General features: G+C 42.1%; 12 protein-coding genes. 1 reads left to right on the forward strand and 11 read right to left on the reverse strand.

Going from position 1 to position 21,518, the window contains the following annotated elements; genetic code table 11:
• The coding region (locus tag L4D74_RS20305) for a TonB-dependent receptor plug domain-containing protein (RefSeq protein WP_428754334.1) at positions 1 to 1,327 on the reverse strand (1,327 nt) is incomplete at its 3' end.
• 440 nt (positions 1,328 to 1,767) lie between these two features.
• The gene (exaC, locus tag L4D74_RS20310) at positions 1,768 to 3,288 is read right to left on the reverse strand and encodes an acetaldehyde dehydrogenase ExaC (protein WP_428754336.1); all 1,521 of its coding nucleotides are present in this window, start codon (positions 3,286 to 3,288) and stop codon (positions 1,768 to 1,770) included.
• A 342-nt stretch (positions 3,289 to 3,630) separates the two neighbouring features.
• Between exaC and L4D74_RS20315 the strand changes: the two genes are divergently transcribed.
• On the forward strand, positions 3,631 to 5,406 hold the full coding sequence (locus L4D74_RS20315; RefSeq protein ID WP_428754338.1) for a sigma-54-dependent Fis family transcriptional regulator: 1,776 nt from the start codon (positions 3,631 to 3,633) through the stop codon (positions 5,404 to 5,406).
• Positions 5,407 to 5,482: 76 nt separating this feature from the next.
• On the opposite strand, the gene L4D74_RS20320 is transcribed toward L4D74_RS20315, so the two are convergent.
• The 9 genes from L4D74_RS20320 to L4D74_RS20360 all read right to left on the reverse strand — a co-directional run bounded on the left by L4D74_RS20320 (position 5,483) and on the right by L4D74_RS20360 (position 21,485).
• Entirely contained in the window at positions 5,483 to 8,539 is a 3,057-nt protein-coding gene (locus tag L4D74_RS20320) for a polysaccharide lyase family 8 super-sandwich domain-containing protein (RefSeq protein WP_428754339.1), read from the reverse strand.
• 270 nt (positions 8,540 to 8,809) lie between these two features.
• On the reverse strand, positions 8,810 to 10,054 hold the full coding sequence (locus L4D74_RS20325; protein ID WP_428754341.1) for a linear amide C-N hydrolase: 1,245 nt from the start codon (positions 10,052 to 10,054) through the stop codon (positions 8,810 to 8,812).
• A 162-nt stretch (positions 10,055 to 10,216) separates the two neighbouring features.
• Positions 10,217 to 11,023 carry a T3SS effector IpaJ family cysteine protease gene (locus L4D74_RS20330; RefSeq protein ID WP_428754343.1) on the reverse strand — a complete coding sequence of 269 codons (807 nt, stop codon included), beginning with the start codon at positions 11,021 to 11,023 and terminating at the stop codon, positions 10,217 to 10,219.
• 349 nt (positions 11,024 to 11,372) lie between these two features.
• Positions 11,373 to 13,475 carry a hypothetical protein gene (locus L4D74_RS20335; protein ID WP_428754344.1) on the reverse strand — a complete coding sequence of 701 codons (2,103 nt, stop codon included), beginning with the start codon at positions 13,473 to 13,475 and terminating at the stop codon, positions 11,373 to 11,375.
• Positions 13,476 to 13,763: 288 nt separating this feature from the next.
• Positions 13,764 to 14,747, reverse strand: coding sequence for an FHA domain-containing protein (locus L4D74_RS20340; RefSeq protein ID WP_428754346.1), 984 nt, complete (start codon positions 14,745 to 14,747; stop codon positions 13,764 to 13,766).
• Between the two features lie 107 nt (positions 14,748 to 14,854).
• Positions 14,855 to 15,601: a hypothetical protein gene (locus L4D74_RS20345; protein ID WP_428754347.1), complete on the reverse strand. Its 747-nt coding sequence runs from the start codon at positions 15,599 to 15,601 to the stop codon at positions 14,855 to 14,857.
• A gap of 173 nt (positions 15,602 to 15,774) precedes the next feature.
• Positions 15,775 to 16,107 carry a hypothetical protein gene (locus L4D74_RS20350; RefSeq protein WP_428754349.1) on the reverse strand — a complete coding sequence of 111 codons (333 nt, stop codon included), beginning with the start codon at positions 16,105 to 16,107 and terminating at the stop codon, positions 15,775 to 15,777.
• Entirely contained in the window at positions 16,107 to 17,339 is a 1,233-nt protein-coding gene (locus L4D74_RS20355; protein WP_428754350.1) for a hypothetical protein, read from the reverse strand. The genes L4D74_RS20350 and L4D74_RS20355 overlap by 1 nt, the downstream gene beginning before the upstream one ends.
• Entirely contained in the window at positions 17,340 to 21,485 is a 4,146-nt protein-coding gene (locus tag L4D74_RS20360; RefSeq protein WP_428754352.1) for a TOMM system kinase/cyclase fusion protein, read from the reverse strand.
• Positions 21,486 to 21,518: the final 33 nt, after the last annotated feature.

Raw genomic sequence — 21,518 nt, forward strand, 5'->3', positions numbered from 1 at the left:
CAATAGCCCGACCCCAACCCGCCCATAAGCGTTGCGATTTAGACAAAGCGTAACTGATACGAGCTTGGGGTTGTGGTGCGACCTTGTTGGTAATATTGTCATACTGCCAACGAGAACCAAGCATCATGGTGGTTCGTTCAGTAATAGGGACAGTCCAGTTAGCGAACAACCCGTAGCTTTGATTAAAAAACTCCGGTGATTGCGTCGTGCGTAAATACGGCATAGTGAACTGGTCTTGTATGGTGTATGACGCGAATGTTTCATCAATTAGCCGAACATTCGCACCGAGCATTAACTGAGTCCCTGCCAAGTCATTTAACGTGTAACGACTATCAAGATCGAATCTCACAAATTGTGTATTTCTATCAGTACTATCGTTCGAGCTATAAGTCAGCCATGCATCGTTTTCCCACGTATCGGCATTGGCGCGTTCATACACATGGTTCGTGCCGACAAAATACTCCTGCGCGACCATCACTTGCTCAAAATACTCAGTACCAGATTGACCCGGAAATAAAAAGTGCGGGTTATATTTTGCCCACAGATAGTCTTCTTCCGAGCGAATACCACCGAACTGGACATTCCATGTATTTTCTAGATGTTGGTAATCTAACCTCCCACCAAACCGACCCGTTAATACGCCAAAATGCTGATTAGGCTGGACACGACCTTCCTCACTGGTCCATGGTTTATGCTCAACATATTCAACATAACCACTGATATGGGTCTTCGCATTAAGTTGAGTGGCTTCATGAAGTTTCACTTCCTTGTATTGGTAATTTCCAACGCTGACAGAAACCTTTCCTTGCGGCGCACTTTCTGCATCCATGGTTATGATATTGACGACACCATTAACCGCGTTTCCTCCCCAAATAGTACCAACAGGCCCTAATACGACTTCGATCTGAGCAATACTGTCTAAACTCACCGGAATTAAATCCCAGTCTACGCCTGAAAACATGGCATTAAATACGCTACGCCCATCCACCATGACCAATAGGGAGTTATTGAGTGTTTCATTTGATCCTCGGGCGCTGATCCCCCAATCATAATTGGAAAACTTCGCGACGTGTAAACCGGGCGCGAGTGCTAACACATCGGCCACGGAACGCGCGCCAGAACGGTTAATCTCTTTTGCTGTAATGACGTAAACCGACGCGGGTGTATCGGCCAAACTTTGAGCATTTCGAGTAGTAGACACCACTTTTGTCTCAGCCAATGATGCCAAAGGCATATCGATTAATGACAACAGATCGTCGGAGGCTAAAATGTTCGAGGCGAACGCAAGACAAGATAAATGAACGAAGGAAGAACATTTCGCGGTCATAGTATTACTCAATGGCCGTGTACTAACAGAATGTCAGATACAACTAGAAAATACGCACAAGGCAGCATAATAGACTGTAAAATCTACCATTTACCGCGCCTAATGACATATAACATTCCACTAAATCATTTCTAAAAATTTTAATCCTATCGATAACAAACCATTATTGTCCCGACTCAGGTAATTCAAACTATTTAAGCTCAAGGGCTAAGCAAACATCATGAAATGCTTAAAACTGTTTGTTTCACGGTAAGTCATGACTGTGAATCAATAAACAAGGAGATAGCGCCTTACATAATTCGCCCAAACATGTAAGAAAATGCGAACTGCCCTTATATAAAAAACTGACAATGCGTCGTTTAACTAATCAAAAACGCCGACCTTAGTAAGATCGACGTTTTGCGTTAACAAATTAAAATGCTTCTGTTTATGTTAGGGGACTAGAAGAAGCCAAGCGGTTTGGTGTCATAACTAATCAGTAAGTTTTTGGTATTTTGATAATGGTCTAGCATCATTTTGTGTGTTTCTCGTCCGATGCCTGATTTTTTGTATCCGCCAAACGCAGCGTGTGCCGGATAGGCGTGGTAGCAGTTCACCCATATTCTACCCGCTTCAATCTTACGCCCCATTCGATACGCTAAGTTTGCGTCTCGTGTCCACACTCCCGCGCCTAAGCCGTAATCGGTATCATTGGCAATGGCTAACGCCTCTGCTTCATCTTTGAACGTTGTCACTGCAATGACAGGACCAAAAATCTCCTCTTGAAATACTCGCATTTTATTGTGCCCTTGCAGCACCGTTGGTTGAATATAGTAGCCACTTCCTAACGATTCGGATTGTTGAGCTATTTCCCCTCCAGTCAGAACTTTCGCGCCTTCTTGTCGACCAATATCCAAATAGCTCAAGATCTTATCAAATTGTTCTTTAGAAGCCTGGGCCCCAACTTGGGTGTCCGTGTCCAAAGGGTTACCCTGCTTAATGCTCTGGGCGCGCTCTATCACTTTAGCAATAAACTTGTCGTATACCGATTCGTGGACCAACACTCGAGACGGGCACGTACACACCTCCCCCTGATTAAAGAATGCCAGTAACATTCCTTCCACACACTTGTCGAGATACTCATCTTCATAATCAAATATATCTGGGAAATAAATATTAGGTGACTTCCCTCCCAGCTCCACCGTTGAAGGAATCAGACTCTCAGCGGCGCATTTAAGAATATGGTGACCGATTTCCGTTGAACCTGTAAACGCAAGCTTAGCAATACGATCGCTGGTTGCCAGAGCTTGACCGGCTTCGCTGCCAAATCCATTAACGATGTTGACTACGCCTGCGGGTAACAATGCGCCGACCTTTTCCATTAGCACCAATATGGACGTTGGGGTTTGTTCTGCTGGCTTTAATACCACACAACAGCCCGCAGCCAGTGCAGGAGCCAATTTCCAAGCCGCCATAAGAATTGGGAAATTCCAAGGAATGATTTGACCTACAACACCAACCGGTTCAGGAAAGTGATAACTTGCCGTGTTCACATCTAGCTCTGCCGCACTGCCTTCTTGCGCACGAATGCACCCAGCAAAATAGCGAAAATGGTCAACAACTAAAGGAATGTCTGCCGCTAACGTTTCGCGTACGGGCTTACCATTTTCCCAACTCTCTGCCACGGCTATCTCTTCTAAATTTGCTTCAATGCAATCCGCGATTTTCAACAAAATATTGGATCGTTCCGTCACACTCGTGCTCGCCCAACTTTCACGGACGGCATGTGCGGCATCCAGCGCTAATGAAACATCAGCACCACTAGAGCGCGCTACTTGACAGTAAACTTCACCATTCACTGGTGAGATGTTGTCAAAATACTCTCCACCAACAGGCTTGACCCATTCACCGCCGATATAATTATCATACTGATTTTTAAAGTTAATGACTGAGTTTGCGCTGCCCGGTTGTGCATAAATCATCGTGATATCCTTCTGTCTATTACATTACATTGTGTCGGTTCATTGTTTAGGAAGTGTCTAAAGGTATGGCAATATTCGACGTGCGACTTAAACGGTGCAAATGCAGCGAATGAGTCAGCGCTTAAAATATGGTTTAAAACAGCCATCAAAAAATCAGCTTCACAAAACCAACAACGCAATTCACGCGCCAACTATGAAAACTTGCCGTCAACATAGCGCAACGCTATGATTACAATCCATTAACATAAAACACAATAATCGACAGGTGCGATATCGCGGGAATGCCCCCTTGTTCAACTGTTGCAAATTGAAACACCCTAACTGTCACAGGATGGAACATTCATGCGGCTACAACATGTTCATACTTCAGATTGGCTCTCAAGCTCATGGCACCGCAGTAGTGAAGCCGGACTCAAACAAAGAAAGCGCCCTGATGATATTCACTTAGCACCTTCCGTACTGAAACAGCGACGTCACCAGTCCTCTGCACTGATTAACATCGTGGAGCGCTACGCATTACCTTTGTTTAGCCAGATGTTTGCTCGAACGGACAGCCGTCTTATTTTAACAGACCAAGAAGGGGTGATACTGGCAAGCTGGGGACAGGAACGGTTTAAGGAAAAGCTAACATCCATTGCGTTAAGTTCAGGGGCCTGCTGGCAAGAACAAATCAAAGGCACCAACGCCATTGGCACCGCATTAATTGAAGCAAAACCCGTAACAATTATCGGCGAGCAGCACTTTATTCACCAACATCGCTTCATCAGTTGTTCTGCCAGCCCTTTATTCGACCACCTTGGACAACTGATCGGCATTTTAGATATTACCAGTGAACAGCAACAGCACGACACCACCATTCAAGTATTAGTACAAAGTATGGTGCAACAAGTCGAAAACCACCTTCTTGACACCATTCCAGATGGCTCGATCAGAATCGACCTTGCTTGCGACAAATCGCTATTACGCAGTGGTTGGCAAGGGATTGTTATTGCAAATGAATCTGGTGAAATATTGGCCCATAACCAAGTCGCCACACAACTATTAGACCAGACTCCTATATTAGGTAAATCAATAGATGCGTTATTGGATGGTTCACTTTCCCCATCACCTTTAGTGTTTCAAAAACAGCACCTAACACCAAGCCTTCCCCGCTCTCAATCGTACACGGCCTCCAGTGATTTACATTTTGGCGAGCAATCTATTGAAGATGCGTGGCAACAAGCCAATCGAATTATTAATAACGACATTAGCCTCCTTATTTTGGGGGAAACTGGCGTTGGTAAAGGAGAGTTTGTTAAAGCGCTTCACAAGCAAAGTAAACGCAAATCGTCACCGCTTGTTTCCGTCAATTGTGGGGCGTTACCTAAAGATCTGATTGAGTCTGAACTGTTTGGCTACGCACCTGGCGCATTCACTGGAGCAAACAACAAAGGTTATCAAGGCAAAATTCGGCAAGCTGACAAAGGCATATTATTCCTAGACGAAATTGCCGACATGCCTCTTGAGGCACAATGTCGTTTATTGCAGGTATTACAAGATAAAACGGTGGTGCCTGTTGGTTCCAACCAACACTTTAACGTTGATTGCCAAATCATTGCTGCCACACATAAAGATCTTGAACAATTGATCGCCGATGGCCAATTTCGAGAGGATCTCTATTATCGAATTACGGGTCTTACCTTTAGAATCCCGAGCTTAAGGGATAGGCACGATAAACTGGCGCTAATTTCTCATATTCACCAGAAATATGTGACCGTAAAACAAACCCTTTGCCCACAGCTCATGGCCTTGCTTTGTCATTACTCTTGGCCGGGTAACATTCGTGAATTAGACAATGTTCTAAAGGTCTCCACTTTGCTATCTGGTGATGAAGCCGTTCTTACACTTGATCACCTCCCGACACAATTAGCCGCACGTTTGACTTCAGAAAAGCCATCCGATGCGACAAGCCTTCATTTATCGGATGGCACCACTCATGCCGATTTAAAAACTACCGTCGACGACACCTTACTGCACACCTACAACGCGAACCAAGGCAATATCAGTAAAACGTCGCGGGTCTTGGGTATCAGCCGTAATACAATTTACCGAAAACTAAAGCAACTCGGCATTCTCTAATGCTCAAAAAAAGCACCGACCTTCTGTCGGTGCTTTGCCTTCATTTATCCGCTGATTTTTTTGAGTATCGGTGCGCTTACCGTTCTCGTACGGTTATGGTCGCAGGCATCCCAACATAGAGCTCTTCTTTACCCGCATAGTCTTTAGAGTCCGTTGTATCGGGAAGCTCAAACACTATCGTACTATTGACATCATCACTGCTCACCGTTGCTATTTGGCTCGGTGTATTAGTATTCACGCGGCCTTGTCTTGGGTAGTCATACTGCCCACTTTGGAGCGCTCGGTTTACACTCACAACGATTTCATTTTTTCCTTTTCTCACGCAAAACTTAAATCGCTTTCCTCGTTCTTCCATCGCTTCTTTATCAACATGATGTAAAGGATCCTGAACCGTCACTTTCCACGTTCTTTGTGCTCTATTCATGATCACCAATGCCGGCTTATCGACCGAAACAGTCAAAGGGTTCCCTTGAGGTATAGAGATTGTCTTTTCCCCCGCCGTAAAGAAACTCATGGCGATACTCTCATTCGCGCCATCATGTTGATACATACCGTGTATTGATTCATCTGCTATCAAAGTAGATGAGCGGGTTAACCTTGTGACAATACTAGGCATTTGATCTGCCGTTACATTAGGAATGGCCACATAGCGATAATGTGAACGCTCTTCATTAGCTTGCGGCTCAACGCCATGATGAATCGCAAGGTGGATAACAGGAACATCACCACGAAGCGTTGAGTTGACGGCATCCCCGCCTCGTAACATCACATTGGTTTGTACCGCTGAGCTTGCCATCACGACATAACCGACGTCCCCTTGATGGAACCATGCAGTGCCTCGCACAGGCAGGACTTGATCGACATAACTCCCAACCTCGATTGTCTCAAGCTCTTCACCCTCTATTTGATAAGTCACATCGCTCTTCCATTCCACTTGATCAATGGTCGTAATAATGGGCTCATCGGATTCTTCGTTTTTTACTCGGGAAACTTGGCTTCCAGTCGCATAGGCAGCATCGCCAATAAAAAAGACCGATTTATTCGCTGATGCTGAATTATAAGGTGCCTCACTTGCGTATTTAAAACCAGCAACACCGATATCACCATCCGACGCCACGCCAGAATAGTGATTTGGATTAAACAGCTTTAAGTCACTTTTCATCGGTAATTCGTCAACTCGAAGCTCCTCTGTTAGCCCTGGTAGCGCGTGCCAATCCCAACTGTCCATCACATTTGAATACTCTTGACCATTGACTTTAATTTGCAATATCCCACTGCCATTGTGATAGCCGGTGTCTGGATCAAAACTTTCTGCACCGAGTGTCCTAGATGAATTCATTTTAAAAGACATGTAATACGCGGGGCTACCCTGCTCACCACGACGATGTACCAAAAAGTCACTATTCCAAAATGCCACACTTGCCGATTTTTCATGTGTTTGATTTAACAACTGATCACCCAGAGTTACTAACTCGGGTTCATTTTTTATTTCGGTATCATGGCTCTTAGCTTCTAGTATTGAGGCAATACCTTTTTGCATTTTTGTACTACCAAATACTTCCGTAATGGGAGAAGCATGGCTGCGACCACTTACTTGAAAGTCCAACCCACCCTTATAGAGTAGAGCTGGGTAGACGTCAGTTAGGAAATAGCTAGAATCATTGTATGGCTGTGAGCTGACTTTCCATGGTGTATCGGCAAGCGTTTTCATTGCAGAAAAAGGCGTGTCGGTCATCCATTCAAAACCATAAGCAAAAAACGCCATGTCTTGGCGAGAGCCTGTGTGATGCGAAATGGTCCCATCAGGAAGCATACCTGCCTGCCCATACTTATAAGCATAACGAGCATTCGTTTCCAACCAAGTATTTAGGTCCGATAAGCTACCTTTTGGTTCCCACCCCGGAAGCAAAGTAGTATTTTGCTTAGCAAATGGCGGATAATCACGATACCACCATCGTTGGTAGGTAAGAGGACGATTATAGTCATGCCATAGTGCAGCCATCATCACCCATGTCCGCATTCGGTGATGGCGATTGGCATCGGCCCAGGCACCGGGACTGTGTGCGAGATCATTAGGTAAGTAGTATCGATTGAACTTTGGCCGCCTTTGCTTATACGGTAAATCAAATGCGATCTGCAATAATTCATGAAAACGCTCTTTTGCTTTTATGGCCAAACTATCGCCCGAAGCAATGTCTTTTTCCATATCAACAACCATCATCAATCCGGTTGAACTCATTGGATCGGTAAATCGCCATTGATGCGTCACCATGTTGTGCATCAATGTTAACGTATTGGCAAAATCGCGCACAGGGAAGTGTTCAACATAACGAATCACAGCTAAATACAAAGCATGTTGTAGATTTGCTCGCTCTTCTGGTATTCCATTAGGTCCATAAGTATCACTATCACCTAACGAGGCGGCTAATGCTCGAATTTGATGAGCGGCTAACGTTAACTCTTTGGCAAGTTGACGAGCGCCAATATCTAACCGTTCACCTTCGCTACTGGCGTGGTAAAACTCAAATCCTGTAAAGGCGCCATTATTATCGTTCAATTCAGCTATATAATCTGCAACTTCACTATCCTCGAAATCAAACACTGCCTGAAGTCGCTTGGACGACTGCATAAACTCAAACGCTCGCTGATAAAAGCCTTGCCATTGTGTTTCGGCGCCGACATTTACCGTTATGTCGTAACGTCTTTTCGCTTGGTTGGCTTCCATTAAAACGACTTGCAACGGATACGCACCTACCTCTAATGGCGTGGCCGATTGATAGACTAATTGACCAAACAAACGACCTTTACTATCGCGAACATTTTCAATCGTAAATAGCGACGCGCCTTCACCAGAGCTTTCGGCAATGCGATAATGCAAATCACTTGATACATTATTCGGTCGACGATTACCTTCAAAATTGATCTTACCAACCACCCGACTTCCGGGTGAAGCATCTAGGTTTATATCAAAATAATTCGAGGTCAGTGCACCCATTGGTGCAAAGGTATTTTCATTCTCTTGCGAAGAAACCCCATTATCGATATCAATTAGAAATGGATTGCCTTCCCACGCACGACAATGCCCCGTTGCAATTAACAACAGGGCAATCGCACTTACTACTTTACTTTTCATTATATCCCTACAGTACTGTGAATATTACAAAGCAGACAGTCGTCAGCTTAACGCAGGGATTTTATGTTTCATTCGTTACTTTAAAATTCTCTTAAAGTAATTTTACTGTCAACGACTAATTTATGAGAACACCGTTCAAACTCACTAGAACAAAATTCAAACTAGCTATTAATAACTTATATTAGTCACACAGCATAGAACGATTTGATGAATATTACACTACTAAGTTTAGAACGATACTCGCACATCAAGGTAGCCTAAACATTGTTATTATACGCTTTCCGGTTGAGGCTCTTTTGATATTGTAACCTGACTCATAATATTGTTTGTTACATCAATAGATTGATGTTCACGTACAGGCAAGCGATATCGAACGTCGTTAAGCGCTTCTAAATCCAGTTTCTTCAAGTCAATTTTAAACACCTGAGGAGAGCCATACATACGAATAGAATAGACTTGATGAGTAAGATCCGACACCGTCGCCCATAAAGTGCGATCCGAACCATTGCCCGTTTCACTATTGATATGTTCACGACTTGTACCATCAGGTATATCTACGGTATTTAGAATGTGAAACGCCAAGTTGGTTGCTTCTACTGTGTCATCAGCTTGAAAAGCAAAATTTGTCATCATGGATGCACGAACAAAGCGGTCAACAGGCGTTGAGCTGCCCGGTAACCCCGTAAAGCCAGTACCTTGTGCTACTGTATGACATTCAAAGTTGTTGTTCAGCCCAAACGCATTTGGATTTAAGTTTTGTATATTAACGGGCGTAATATTCATATAGTTATTAATGACATTTTCTTGCTGCCATCCAATCACAGGATCGTTGGTCAAAACACCAATCGGCATTAAATCTGTAATCGTTAAACGTCCATGTGTATATTCCAGCACAATGCTGTGGCCGAGTCGGTCTTGAATCGGCATATGAAATTTAAACCCAGGCGGTAATGCGTCAGTAAATGGGTTGGAGACTCTTAATTTTTCCTCTCCATTATCGGCCATCACTGTCGACAGGGTACTTTCTTCGGATAAACGAATGTCTTCACGCCTTACATCAAGAGAATCAATCACATCCTGACACGAAGCGCAGTTTGACAAAATCCAGTTTGTTAAGCATGGATAGAGTAGTGTTTTCGAGTTTTTTTCTGCTACAAAAGGCTGATATTCACTTTGTGCCAAGGTCATCGTGCCCGTTGTTAACCCTTGTGTATTTAAGCCATTCGTTGCAAAACTTTGTCTTAAACTGCCCATGGCCACAAAACCATATTTTCCTTTCCAGCTATAAAGCTGTTCTACGTCCGGTGTTTCAGTATTGATAGCAAAATCATTCAATTGCTCATCTGAAAGCCCAAGATCGGTCTGAATCTGACTCAGAACCTGACGTATATTTTGACTATACTGATAACCGGCCTTTCGAAAAAATATATCTGACTCTACGTCTAAAGCAAACTCTAGTGTCCGACCAATTACCATATCGCTCTTTGTTGTTTTAATATAAAAGTTTGTACACATAATTTTCCTTCCTTGTAATACATTTACATGTTGACATACCAACCATGCTCATCATCGTTATCAAAACAACGTGCTTATTCTTATAATATGTTAATCGACAGGTTGTTATTTCCTGAGTTTCATTCGCGTGGAATAGATACATTAAAAACCGAAACAGTTGCCTCAATGATTCTTTGATAAAATAATTTCCATTCCCGTATCAGTATAAGGTCGAGCAGCCCAAGGCGCTCCTACTCGACCATATTGGTGTCCCTCATAAAAGTCACGAAGAGAATCAAAATAGGTGTTATCTGAGCACCTTGTTATCCAGTGCTTCGGTTGTTTATTAGCTAGAGTCACATTATCATTTGAAATAATGGACATTAGTGAAATACCGAGCTGACCATTTTCTGGACAATGACCAAAGCCATCCGTAAAGTTAATTCGGTCCATGCGCAACTTCGGAGCAGTACCAAGTGCGACACAGAGTCTATCCTTTATTCTGGGGTTACTATTAATCTCCTCATTCATCTTGTTACTCACTCTCAACTGAACGTCGATACCCAATTGCCTAGCAACCATAATCATGGCTGAAGGTGAATTACCATTGTTACAACCTTGGCTATAAGGAACACAATCAGACAAAGGGTCATCTAAATTCACTATTCCTGTCACGCTATAAACTTTCTCAGCCCACTGCGCAAACGTATCATCTTGATTGAGGATTGCTTCACGTGAACATTGCTCAGCGGTTCTGATATGTTCATCGTCAACGTCTTCAAAAAGTAAGCGATTAGTAATATGCAACGGTTCCATATTTTTCGATAAAACGCCAAGCGTAATGGCTGAGGCAACGAGAGAATAAGCTCCACACATTTGGGAGCGATAAGGCTGTGTCATACTTGCTTGTAGACGCTCAATAGGTGTTGAGGCTTGTGGTAAATTACTATGCTTAATATTAATTAGAGAAGAATAACAGATGGTTTTCATGATTTTCACTCACTTTAAATAGCGTTGTTATATAGCAGTACCAATTAGCACCTAGTCTCCAAGCGCACACGTTCACGATCGAGTGTGTCACTCATATCGTCACCTACACCGCTTCCAATGTTGAGATGGATACTTGCTGTATTTCGACTTACAGTTTGGAACTTCAATTTATTCACTTAACGAATATATATTTTAATAACCATGGTCCAATTATGCTATTACACTCTATTACAGCAAGGTAGGAGCTTATGATGGAGTCATCGAAATCGAAATTAATTAACCTACAAAATAATGATAAAAAATGACAAGGAGCACGCTTCCTTGTCATTGAATAATCAATTAGCCCAACCTAGTTTAGCTGTTGGTTACAATCACCAAAGCAGAGTGGTTGAGCATTAAGAAAGCCCCAAACAAAGTCTGTTTGTAGCACTTCTAAAGATTGGTTACCGTTGTCTTGGTAATACCATTTTTGATTGGGGATCCCATCATGCGACTGTTGATAGCCAAATTCACTGAATGTCGGCTCAAATACACCTAGGTGGAAGAAATTTGCTTTATCTCGCTCCCCCGCTTTCGTTGCTTCAATGAGTGCAACACCCGCCCTTGCATGACAACCAATACAACTTGAGTTAGACATAAATCCAGCCTCTGTGATCGAGTTCCCTAAATGAGTTGGTCGACCTTGGTTATCCGTGAAGTTCACCTGAGAGCCCTTCAAGCGATAGTTTTTCCAAGCAAAGTCCGATTTACTCGGAAGCACACTGACAGCTTGCGGTTTGCTTTGTGTTGCTATACCAAAATGCGACAATAACACCGTGAGTTGCTCTGTTGGCTTCCCTTCTGGGTACTGGAGATCGCGAGCGAATACCACGGAACTTTGAGCTAAATTGTCGCTTTTCTGCCATGGAGAAATATAGTTAGTGGATTCTCCAGTAACAGGCCTTATTGCCCTATACCCAAAGCTATCATTACAACCCGTAAAGTCGCAGCGCCCGGGATTATTTTTATGCTCAAACGTCGTCCAGACCCAGCGGGGAATATCTTTCGAAGATACATGAAAAGCCATTAACAGGTGATTATCCGTAATATGGCAATTTTTACCACTTTTCAACGTGACCGGTGTCTTGTGTATCTGCCTGATGTATTGATCTGAAGCTGCAAAGTCAACCATTTGCTCTGGATATTTTGCGCGCATCGCGCTGATCAATTTTTCACTTAGCCAGTTACTTTTAATCATTATTGATTGAGGAGGAAGGTCAACCGTTGCTAGCTTGCTTGAAGCAGAATTCGCCGCTGACTGATTACCAAGATGATAAGGTGCATTGTTAACTTGATTAGCATCGTTTCGACTATACACAGCTAACACACCATCACTATTATATAAATTGTTGCGATATAAGTACTCGTGAAACTGCTGATTTCTGATGGTCACTTCAGCATTAGTTTGGCGAAGTACACGGCCAATACTTTCAGGGTCGTTCGGCAAAATGGTATCGATCTCTGCAGAAGTACATTCATTGGCTAAATAGGTCACTATTTGGTCCCGTTTCTCCTTGATTACCGGATTACCCACTTTGATCAAACTCTCAAAGTTTTCCACGAATGACTGTACACTACTGCTATTAGCACTTGTTGCATTGGTGGCATGTTTCGCTTTTTCAATAAGTGCCTGTTGCTCCTCCCCTGGAAAATAAGGGCAGTTTTTAAAGTGAGCACTGTCTTGATTAACCACCTGATTAGGGTTGCAGCAATCCGTTGAATTTTCTGAACTACATAACGGTAACGGATTTTCGGGCCAATTTTGGGTCTCATCTGCCCATTTCACCCAAAACTCATCATCAATCACTTTAGTAAATAAGTACCACGAGAATAAATCTGGACAGGTCATCGCCGGATTAGTCACCCCGTCTCCAAAACTCAATCTCCCACTATCGACAGAAAGCTGGCAAAACTCCGCATCGCGAATATCAGCGTCAAAGTACATACCATAATCAATATTGGTGGGTACGATCTGAACGAGACCTTCTTTGCCACCTTTAGCGTTAGCAAACGCTCCCTTACCATAATAGGTTCCACTCTCAACTGAACCAGTCGCAACTTTTGTCTCAATGACATTGCTACCAAGTGCATTGTCAAAGGTAAGCCTAAAATACCTTGAACCATTAGGGCACTCGCCCTCACAAGCATCAAGATAGTTTGCATTGCATGAAATTCGGTCTTTATAGCTTGCAAAAGTAAAGTCGGCACCATTGAACAAAGGGCCACTCACTGTGACGTTCACTGCTTCACATTGACCTGATTCTGAAGAAAAAACAAACGACCCCTTTGCCTTTCCACCATCATCAAAGATGACATTCCCCAGTGTCCATATGTTCGACTCGATACCGCTCGCCACGACAGGTCCAAGTGCCAGCGATGCCACTAAACCAATTAATATCCGTATTGTTTTCATCCTAGTCTCCAACTCTTTAACCCATGCCTGATTGCATAACCAGTGTAACGTCAGCAAACAAATGGCCTCTGCGCGTTATCCAGCGCAAACATTCTGTTCACCACAAGGATAATCACCACGGACAAAGAGTAGAGCGAAAACACGCAAGATGTTATTACGGGGTATTACAGCAGGATCTGTCGAGAAACACGGCTAGCCATTTAGCCTAAACGGCGAACAGCTAACCTATTGACTTTTATTAATATCGTAACGCTCAAAACGATAAGGAAGACAGCAATGAAGTCATCACTATATGGATGTTGAATCTAATTCTAGCGCTTGCCCTTTGAACACTTTAAAATTGGTCGCTGCCAATCTCACTCGACCGCGTTTTCGCTCGATAAGCAGTGGCTCACAAATACCAGCCGATAACAGCTTGTCTGAAATCTGCTTCCTCGCCCTATGAATTTGAATATTGACATGAGATTCAGACAAACCAATATCTTTGGTTAACTGCTCTATGCTACGCCAGCCTTGTAGATCGGCTGGCAATGAATTAAGTCGATCTTGCCCTTTGTATCTCGCCAGCAACGCTGTTAAGTAGTGATGAGTGCGTGTATCGCAATCAATATCACCATTGCGATTCTTTAATGTGAGTTCCGTCAACTCTTCATCTTGGCTAATGTTGAAGACATAACATAAGTCAGCGTCGACATTTTCGTTAATCGCGACGGTTTCATTAACAGTTTGATCAACCCCTTTCATCAACTGCCACATTGAGTGAGAAAACTCCAACATCTCTCCATCTTCAATTTTATGAACCGAGGATTCCGATAAGTTTTCGCAATACCACTGCTTCTCACTGACGTCATAGTAAATGATCAATTCAGGTGAGGTTTCAGACGGTAAAAAGTGATATTGCTGTAATAAAATAGGCTTATAAGTTTTACTTTCATCGGGCTCAGAGGAAGACATCGGCACCAAAGCATCACAAGGTTTATCTAGGTTTTCGACCACGAAGGTAATGTCTCGACGATTTGCAAAACTGATCGTATCGTTGAGTGATAACGGCTGCAATGAATTGGCAGTAATAGGTTGATTATTCAGCCAAATCCCATTTTTACTGATATCTCGAATATACCAACCTGCGTCTATCCACTCAATAATGCCATGAATTCGTGAAATTTCCGGACTATCAATGACGGTATCGACTGCCGAGGTCAAACGCCCAAACTGATGGAATGCTTTCAGGTAAACCTGATAATTTGTCGACTGTGATATTAAAAATGCCATATACGATCTCCTGTAGAAAGTGAGCCTCTCTGTTCAACCCCTATACCTAATCAAACAATACGCCATTCAACCTAGATAACCATTACATACCCATTACAACCTTAGACCTACTTTGTCGCACCGCTGAAAAGCCGAAAGCTACTGACTTTGGTGTACGATTTGATATTTGTCACCTCCCCATGCTTTAGCGAAAGCTTGACATGAGACAGTGCTAACATTGAAACATAGTCCACATTGTCAGGAGCTAATTGGTAGGACGTATTAGCAACACTCTGGATACTTTGAATCCAACCTTCAGGAAGGCTCATTACCTCCGACACAATGTGGAATAGATCACTCCATCGATTTTCCACCCTGTTGATAGGGTGAAATTCGACGCCAACAACGTGATACACCGTGGAGACATCGATTGAAAGCTTCACCTCAAAGTCATTCCGTACAGCACTAAAGATCGACGATAACGGATTAGACCCTAGCAATGCTGGGAACAGTTTATTGGCACTTTCTATTGATAGTGCACGACTACAAACCCTCAAGGTTGAAGGTTTTCTGGGCGTCATATAGCCAAAATGTTCAATCGGAACTCGACGCTGTAAAACTCGTAACCTACAGAGTAAAAACAGCAGAGATCTCTTTCTACCAACTTTTGCTAACACACGATGGTAGAAACGTCTTACCATCTCATTCTGCTTAATTGACACCGAGTATTTTTTACTGTCATCACTCGACAATGAAATAAATTCAGAAGGCGAGGATGTTAAATAATCAATTCGCTCGTAATCATATTCGAACCAATATAGTTGTTTGTCTCTATAGATAGAAAAAGCAACATCGGTTGGAGTCGGTAAAATCAAACTCTTCTCAAAATATACGCATGCGCATAATCTATGTACTCGACACAGTTTATGCGCAAACATGATCTCTTTCTCATTCAACTCTATCGATTTAGAGTGAGACGCTGCACACACAGACCTAAAGCTGTTTGTCGAATTTGAGCTAGGGATACTTATTAACCTCACCAAGATTTCTACCACGTCGCACTGTATGCGATGTCACCAAGCAAAAATTTTGTTTTATCTCTGTCCCCTTCGGCCATTGACTCAGTCAGTATTCTCGCACACCTCTCATTCAAATCAGCTTCGCTGATAAGAAAGCTCTCCATTGCTTTGGAAGCCTCTTTTTTTGCCTGTTCGCCCTGAGCCTCCAATATATTGTTGACTAGACGAACCATTTCAGATTTTTTACCGTTATCATTTGCGAACGAGTCCATACAGTTCACTATAGATATACGCTCTTTAACTGATAACTCGACTACCGTGCTGGTATTATAATTATCTATCGTAATATTTTTAATCGTCATTACCTTTCCTTATTTAGTTGTTTTGGAAAAAACAAGAAATCTTCCGTTTTATTTTTCTTACCACCATTATGACATGACATACAACTTTCATGTTGTTCATATGGCTCGATTGCCGTATTAGATAAGTAAGATGGCATTATGCAAAGGTTACTATCACCAGCATTCAAATATCGACAAAATTTTTGTTGCTTAGTTGTTAACTTTTCACCCTCAACATCTAGTGCCCACTGGGTACCAACTTGAATATAATTCATCCAATGACTCATTTGGGATTTCAATGATGAAGTGCCTTCCATGTTACGCAAAACATACTGATAGTTTTCATACACCGATTCCGGAGAGTTTGTTAAATAATCTCCATACAAGCTATCAAACCATGGAACATAGGTATCAATTATCCTAGAATTCCCTCCCTTCCTGTCAAACTCATTAATCTTTGCACTTGATGATTTATCATATAAAGTCCAATATTTTTCTTTGTTAATGTTACTTTCTGTTGGTGCATTTAATCGATGTACAAACGTGCTCCAAACCCAATTAGGTTGTTTCACTGTTTTGTAAATCATATGCATAGAAATCAATCCGACTTTTAATGTACGGCAACCATTACCATCTGATTTCAGAGTAACGGCTTCAACGTTATAATAATCGCTACTTATATCGGAGCTCGTTAATTCCTTCCAAGCCAACTTGATAACCATTGAACCAAAATTATTCTGATCACCTTTTGGGAACGATAGTGGATGTGTTGGGTTTGAGTTTAGATAATCTACAACCCTTGGGCTAATTACGGTTTCATAATGAATTTTATTCCCTGAGGAATCCTTTAAATATTCAATGTTATACGATGGAACCGTTGTATCGACCAAGATACGTTTGCCCACCACATCACATCGCTTAACCACCTGATTATATTCAACAACTTGGTTATCACCCTTTTGACGATAAGCATCAACAGTTAACCAATCAAACCAAATTGGTGGTTGTATCTTGTTGGTTTTGCTCGAATAAATCATTCCATTTATTGCTTCAAACTGTTGATATCCATATGATAATATCTCAGCATTCGTACTATTGATATTTCCAAACCCTTTTAATGAAGACTCTTTTGATGGTATATCATAGACAACTTCATATTCAACATACTGCTCAGAATCATCATCTGCAGCCACGATACAACTATTAAAAGACAAATATAAAAATATAAAAATATTGAACTTTGTTCTAATCATTTATAAGCTCCTAAGGTATAGATTTCGTAGTTTTTTAGAAGTTACAGTATCCAAAGAAAATGCATCTAATCTGACATTTTCCCGAACAAACCTCACCAATTCATACCTTTTCCCTAACGAATACAAGATCAAACAATGTTGATACACAACCTCAAAAATACCGGGCCACTCGCTCTCTCGACTACTCTGAAATATTGCTTTACAAAGTTCAGATTGATACACCCCCGAAACAGATCTAGTCATACGATATATTGCCGATAATTTAATAGAATATATAAACATTGTATTCCAAGTTAGACCCATACTCTTCATTTTGGATAATGCTTCTTCGCAAACATTGATACAGTCGGATAGATTTTTCATCCTAAGTAATTTAACAGCTAACATATACTCATATGTACTAATCACACAAACCCTTCCCAAGGAAATTTGCTCTTCAATATACTCACTCAAACTAGAAACATTGCCTTGATTCCATTCATATATCATTTTTGACCCAAAGACTATCCACTCATTTTCATTCTGAGATGTAAACGAATCATAGTACTCTGAGGAGATAGACACTATTCTCTTGTGATTTTTTGTATAAACAGAAATTAGAAATTCAAAATGTATTGCTAAATCTAAAGATAAACTACTTCCTACTAATTTAGCATGAATTTTTGACTCCTCTAATTTCTTGCTAGACAACGTATAATTTCCAGAAAGAGAGTCTTGTAATGCCCATGTGTATAATGTAGTAACTTTAGGGTCTGCGCCAGTTTCAGTATGCAAATGTATATCTTTCTCTTGACTATAAAGCTCTAAAACCGTCGTCCATATCTTTTCTGAATTTTGAAACTCTCCTTTCAGCATCATTATATTGCCTATCAGAGGACCGTACATAACGATAGCAAGCCGTAAGCTTTCTCCTTCTAAGCCTTTAATTATATCGAGTACCAGTTCCATCGCCCTATCTGGGTAGCCATTAAACAAAAGGTCTTGGAACTTTAAAAAATTGGAGAATAAATAGTTTTGATCAGCAAACGTTGCGCTTACTGAGTCATCTGAGATGTCCGTAAATAGCGCTATTTCATCAACGACACTTCTCGCCCCATAGCCTGAAACACTGAGCTCAGAGACAGCTTTCAGTTTTTTCGCTCGTTGTTGCTGTGAATGATTACTTTCAGTCAACGATCTTTCAAAGCAATCATCTAGCATCTTTACAACTTCTAGAACGTCAGAAATAGCAGATTGTGATATTTTAGTTTCACCATAATCAAGCAGATATGGTATGGCCTGGGCATGCATTTCTGCATGAAAGAAGTGTAACGATATTGCATGATAATCTGCTGCACCTTGACCACTTTTCTGAAGTGCACTTGCAATCGCTTTGTGTTTGGACAGACGTTTATCCCCTAGCTGACTTTCATACGCCGCATCCCGAATCAAAGCATGCTTAAAAATATAGCTATCCCCATCCACTTTACGCTGCAAAAATATCAACTCAGCGTTAAGCAACTCATTCAGGTCCGTCTGAACTTGCGCTTCGTCTTTGTCAGAGGCAGCAACCAGTAGCTGATAGTCGAAACTGCGTCCAATACAAGCAGCAAGCTGAACCGTATCTTTAGCAAATGACAAATGTTCGAGTTGCTGTTGTAGTGATGCTCGTAGGGTTACTGGCACTAAATGTTGCCTATCTTTGTCGATAAAATCGACAACGCCATTCACTCTATGAACCAATTTTTGTTTTCGTAAACTAGATACCAACTCTTCAGCAAATAACGGAATACCATCGGTCCGTTCAATAAGTAACGCCTGTAATGCATGAGCTAAGGGTTGATTATCGAAAAGATCGTTAATAAAGGTACGTGTTTGTTCCTGACTGAGCTTACTAAGAGTGATAGTTGTCTTGGATAACGCCGCGAGTGACAGAGGTGCAGAGTTCCTTGATGTGTTAACCCAAGCGTGATCGCCTTTTATAAACGCATCACTTTGCACTAGATCCAAAATGAATGTTTTGCTAGTTGGGTCGATCCAATGTATGTCTTCTAAAATAAAAAGGTGATGCGAGCCACCTTGCTTCGCCATACGCCTATCAACTTGACAGAGCAATAAGCGTAGAACCTCAAACAAACGTGCTTTTTGCAGTTCCGGTGACAAGCCACTGAGAGGCTCTAAACCTTCTAGCGGCAACCCTAGCCAAGCTGATAATACGAGTAGAGCTTGCTTAGCGTGTTTATGGTCCAATGAGGTTTCTGCTATAGCCCGCTCAAGACGGTAAAGACTTTGTTCTTCCGTTAAGCCTGTCAGTGAAAATTTGTGCTTAACCATAAGTAAAATGGGGTATAACGCATTATTTCTGTGCTCAGGCAAACATTGACCAATAAAGCATCGTCTCTCTTTTATTTGTTCTCTAAGCTCAATAATGAGTCGAGACTTTCCAATACCGGGCCCGCCCAAAAGATGAATGAGGCCCTTAGCACCACCGGAATGTCCAACCACGGACTGGCTGGAAATCGACACGCTTTGTTTTAACTCTGCAAGTTCAGTTTCTCTCCCCACAAATGCGCTGTGTTTGCGTCTGCCACGTAGAAAGCCAAAAGCTTCGGACTGACGCTCCCCTCGTAACAAATAATACGCTTTCGCATCTTCATCACTCGTTCTTCTTGTTTGATTATCAAACAAGTACCCATCAAAATAGGCGTAACTATCTAGCGTGGCATGAACTTGTTCAGTACATACAATTTGACCATATTTTGCTTTTCGAGCCAGATTCATTGCACTATGTGCCACTTTCCCCTCAGGGGCGCTATCAGAAATCGTCATCATCAAGCCGGTATCAAGACCCATTCTTACTTGAGTTTCAATCGTATGACGTTGTTTTAATAGCGCATTTTTATTGGTGACATTACTGGCTATTTCTAATGCTGCTCGGCTGCATAAACGACTGTCATTGTCCGTTACATGAGGGTAACCAAAATAGAACAATAATGTGTCGCCTAAAGTACCAACATGGCTAGCACCATACCGAACGGCAATATCAATGCACTGCTGCATTTGGTCTCGGTGCAACATGTCCACAATATCTTGGTCAACAGCTGACACATGTGAAAATTCAGCACCATCGGAACTAATTATAAGGGCCAGAGCAACAATTTGTTTTCGTTCCGCTAAACGAGAAAATGAAATCGGTCCATCTGTGATAAGTGTTTCATCATGAACTTGTGAATTGAGCTTGGGGTTAGCATTATACGGCGATGGATCTTCCAACACGCCGACCAAATTACTGAAATTAAACCCCATAAATTCATGATACAACTTAGCCGTATCACAGGGTCTCAGTAGCGGTCTTTTATTTAAAACCCGCCTAAAAAAGTTCGCCGAACTATGACCTGCAAGGACTCCCAAAGGGACATTAGCTTGGCTAAGCTGCTGATGAAAAATTGAAGCTAAGCTCGTTCCTGTAAATGTCGGTACTCCGGTCAAGCATTCTAAAAATACCAACCCCCAGACATAGATATCCGTTTGCGGTAAGGGCGGCTCTCCCCTTAGCTGCTCTGGTGCACTGTATGTCGGAGTACCTAGTGTTTCTTGAGTGAGTGTAATGCTTTTATAATCAAGCTGTCGTGCTTCGTTTTTTAGTGTGCCTATACCAAAATCTAAGACCTTTACATGTGTTTTCGCCCCAACTTGATACAGCATAATATTGGCAGGTTTAATATCACGGTGAATCACGCCTTTCTGGTGAGCATGTGCTAATGCATCTAGCACACACGACATAATTTCCGCAGCCGAACACGCATTAAGCGCGCCCTGAGTTTGCAAATACTGCTGTAGTGTTTCGCCCTCGATATACTCATAAACGGCGTAAATTAAGTAATCACCTTGCTGACCTTTGTCGATAAGCGTGACGATATTAGGGTGATTAAGACGAGAAATTAACTCTGACTCTCGGTGGAAACGTGAAATATAACGATCTTTCTTGCTAGCGCTAAAGTCATCGCTAAGAATCAAGAATTTTATCGCAACATACTTCCCTGTGCTATGTTGTTGCGCTTTATAAACTTGGCCAAAACCTCCCTCACCAATCTTCTCTACAAGTCGATATTCCGTAGAGTGAAAACACGTTTCAACAGAATTCTTTGCCCTTTGCAAGTTACCCACACTGTTCCTTAGCATCTGATAAATTGACAGAAA

This window comes from Vibrio cionasavignyae, assembly GCF_050337155.1.
Classification (GTDB): Bacteria; Pseudomonadota; Gammaproteobacteria; order Enterobacterales; family Vibrionaceae; genus Vibrio; species Vibrio nomapromontoriensis.